A 3,227-nucleotide genomic window follows, 5' to 3' on the forward strand; every position below is an offset into this window, starting at 1 on the left:
GCGGGCTCGGCGGCGGCCGGGTGGAGGGCCACGGGCAGGGCGGTGGCGGGGCCGTCGTCGGCGGGCGTTGCGGTGGAGGAGATGAAGAGGTGGGGGAGGTCGGAGAGAGGGGGGCGGTGCAGGGGGTTCTTGGCGAGGCAGGCGGCGATGGTCGAGGCGAGGGGGTCGTGGAGGCCGTCGAGGGCGGGTGGTTCGTAGGCGGCGCGGAACAGGACGGCCTGGAAGGGGCCCGTGCCGAAGGCGGGACGGCCCGTGGCGGCGAAGACGAGGACGGCGCCGAGCGCGAAGACGTCGCTGGCCGGGGTGAGGTCGCGGCCCAGGATCTGCTCGGGCGACATGTAGCCGGCCGAACCGACGACACCCCCGGTGGCGGTGTAGGCGGTGCCGTCGGCGGCGCGGCTGATGCCGAAGTCGATGACGCGCGGCCCGTCGGAGGCCAGCAGGATGTTGGCGGGCTTCAGATCGCGGTGGATCAGCCCGGCCCGGTGGATGGCGGTGAGTGATTCGGCGAGGCTCGCGCCCAGCCGCCGGACGGCGCCCGCCGGAAGCGGGCCACGCGCGTCGACCTCGTCCTGGAGCGACGGCCCGTCCACGTGCACGGTCGCCAGCCAGGGCAGCGGCCCGTCGGGATCGGCGTCCACGACGGGCGCGGTGAACGCCCCGCTGACGGCCATGGCCGCCTCGACCTCGGCCCGGAACCGCTTCCTGAACCCGGGGTCGTCGGCCAGTTCGGGCCGCACCACCTTGACGGCGACCCGCCGCCCGCTGACCGACACCCCGAGATACACCCGGCCCATGCCGCCCTGGCCGAGCAGCCGCTCGATCCGGAAGGGTCCGATGCTCTCGCCCACCAGGTCGTCGCCCGCGTAGTTAGCCACCGGCAGATATTACTGTCTATTTGACTTTCCGGGCGCGGCTCCGCCGCGTCAGCGCAGCCAGAGCACGACCAGAACGATGATCACGATCAGCACGACGGTTCCCAGTCCGATGTACATGGCGCCTACTCTCTTCCGAGGTTCGATTTCTCTTTCACCGTGCCCCCTGAGCGCGCCGGAAACATCACGAACGATCCGGTCCGCCCGTTTTGTTCGATTCGGTCGAGGGGCCGTCGTTTCTTCGGTTGACCATCGGTTCGACGAACCACAGCCAGCTCGCGGCCAGCATGATCGCGGCTGCGGTGATGAGGGGGAGGGGGCCGTCGAAGAGATGGTCGACGACCATCAGGGTCGCCGAGGTGATCGACACCGCGAGGGACACGGTGCCGATCAGCCCGTAGAGGTTGGACCGCCGCACCAGGTACCTCTTCATGCCGCGGTGGAACAGGATCCGGTGCTGGGCGACCGGCGCGATGAAGAACAGCGACGCCAGCGCCGCCGTCACCAGCGCCACATAGAACAGTTTGCGGTCGAGGGGCCCCGCGGAGGCGAACCCCTGCGAGAACGGCACCGTCAGCAGGAACGCGAACAGCACCTGGACGCCGGTCACCGCCACCCGGAGCCCCTGCAGCAGCTCCATGAAGTTGCGGTCGGCCCGCTGCGCCTCGCTCTCATCGGGCCGATCCGCGTGATCGGGTCGCTCCTGGCCCATCAGAGTCCGGGGTCGCGGCGCACGGGCCGTTCGACGACGGTCTCGCCTTGCGTGACCTCGTAGACCGGGGGAGCGTCGTCGATCCGCTCCGTCACGGTGAGGCGCGCGCGGCGCGGCCGCAGATAGAGCAGCGTGAACAGCAGCTGGATCACGCCGACGAGGATGAGAATCCAGCCGACCATCTGGATGTCGATGCCGCTGAGGCTGAAGTCCGTGGCCAGCGCCAGGATCAGCCCGATGGTGAAGAGCGTGAGTCCTACTCCCACTCCCATGGTCGTCTCCTCCCGTTGAGTCCGGTCACCGGCGAGCGGTCACCTGGTGGTGCGGCGCAGTTCCTTCGCGGCGTCCTTGAGCCGCTCGCCGACCTGGCGGAATCCGGCCTTGTGCTTCTCGGCGCGGCCCTCCGTCTCCAGGTACGGGTCGCGCCGGTCGCGGCCGATCCGCTGTTTGGCGGTGCCCTTGCCCCGGTCGAGTCTGTTGCGCATCTTGTCGAGGAAGCCCACGACATTCACCTTCCTGCTCCGAGTTGACGTGCCTTTGAAGTTCCCCTGCCACCGGTCTCAAACGTCGGAAACCGGCGCGGGACGGTCTTCGGGGCTGAGTGCGCGCGTGTCACGGAGCTCCACATAGGGCTCCTCGTCGGCGGGGTGGCCCGCGGTGATGGCGCGGCTCCGTTCGAGCTCGGCGTTGAGTTCCGCGCCGAGCAGGATCGCGTTGTTGGTGAGCCACAGCCAGACCAGGAAGACGATGAGCCCCGCGAGGCTCCCGTAGGTCTTGTTGTAGCTGCCGAAGTTCGCGACGTAGAACGCGAACCCCGCCGACGCGGCGAGCCAGAGCACCAGCGCCAGGATCCCGCCGGGCGTCACCCACCGGAACCCCTGCTTGGCGTTGGGGGACGCCCAGTAGAGCAGCGCGAACAGAAAACTGACGATCAGCAGCAGGATCGGCCATTTGGCGATGTCGAACGTCGTGACGGCCACCGAACCCAGCCCGAGCACGTCGCCGGCCCGCCGCGCGAGCGGCCCGGTGACGACGACCGCGACCGCCGACAGCGACAGCAGCGCGAGGGTGACGACGGTGACCCCGATCCGGATCGGCAGGGTCTTCCAGAGTGGCCGCCCCTCGGGAACGTCATAGATGACGTTGGACGCCCGCATGAACGCCGCCACATAGCCGGACGCCGACCACAGCGCCGCGAGCAGCCCCAGCAGGGCGATGAGCCCGGCGCCACCGCGGCCGTCCTGGATCTCGGTGAGGCCGTCGGTGAGGATCTGCCGGACGGAGCCGGGCGCGAGCGCGTCGATGTTCGCGATGAGGCCCGAGGAGACCGACGTCCCGCCGAGCCCCACCAGCGAGATGATCACGAGCATCGCCGGGAAGATCGACAGGACGCTGTAGTAGGTGAGGGCCGCGGCCTTGTCGCCGAGGCCGTCCTCCAGGTATTCGGTGAAGGTCCGCTGCACCGCCGCCCACCAGGACGCGGCGGGAAGCTCGGTGGGCGCCCCCGCCACCCACCGGTCCTCCCCTGGCACGGTCAGCTCCTGGGCGTGGTGCGGCGGGCGGCGCGCCTGAGGATGGCCAGCGCGAACGCGGTGCCCAGGACGGCGGCCGCGCCCTGCGCCCGCGGTTTGGTCTCGGGG

The 3,227-nt window shown here is 70.2% G+C and carries 5 protein-coding genes; all 5 read right to left on the reverse strand.

The window, feature by feature from the left end:
• A partial coding sequence (locus ACYVE7_RS31670) for a serine/threonine-protein kinase (protein ID WP_460369945.1) occupies positions 1–878 on the reverse strand: 878 nt, incomplete at its 3' end.
• Between the two features lie 181 nt (positions 879–1,059).
• Positions 1,060–1,587, reverse strand: coding sequence for a DUF6328 family protein (locus ACYVE7_RS31675; RefSeq protein WP_460369947.1), 528 nt, complete (start codon positions 1,585–1,587; stop codon positions 1,060–1,062).
• Positions 1,587–1,859, reverse strand: coding sequence for a DUF6458 family protein (locus ACYVE7_RS31680; RefSeq protein ID WP_460369948.1), 273 nt, complete (start codon positions 1,857–1,859; stop codon positions 1,587–1,589). The genes ACYVE7_RS31675 and ACYVE7_RS31680 overlap by 1 nt, the downstream gene beginning before the upstream one ends.
• A 39-nt stretch (positions 1,860–1,898) precedes the next feature.
• Positions 1,899–2,090, reverse strand: coding sequence for a CsbD family protein (locus ACYVE7_RS31685; RefSeq protein ID WP_460369950.1), 192 nt, complete (start codon positions 2,088–2,090; stop codon positions 1,899–1,901).
• Between the two features lie 57 nt (positions 2,091–2,147).
• Positions 2,148–3,119, reverse strand: coding sequence for a YihY/virulence factor BrkB family protein (locus ACYVE7_RS31690; RefSeq protein ID WP_460369951.1), 972 nt, complete (start codon positions 3,117–3,119; stop codon positions 2,148–2,150).
• Positions 3,120–3,227: the final 108 nt, after the last annotated feature.

The organism is Actinocorallia lasiicapitis (assembly GCF_054778695.1).

Excerpts from the sequence above, each read along its gene's own strand:
- ACYVE7_RS31675 (WP_460369947.1), bottom strand. The coding sequence starts at position 1,587 with ATGGGCCAGGAGCGACCCGATCACGCGGATCGGCCCGATGAGAGCGAG.
- ACYVE7_RS31680 (WP_460369948.1), bottom strand. The coding sequence starts at position 1,859 with ATGGGAGTGGGAGTAGGACTCACGCTCTTCACCATCGGGCTGATCCTG.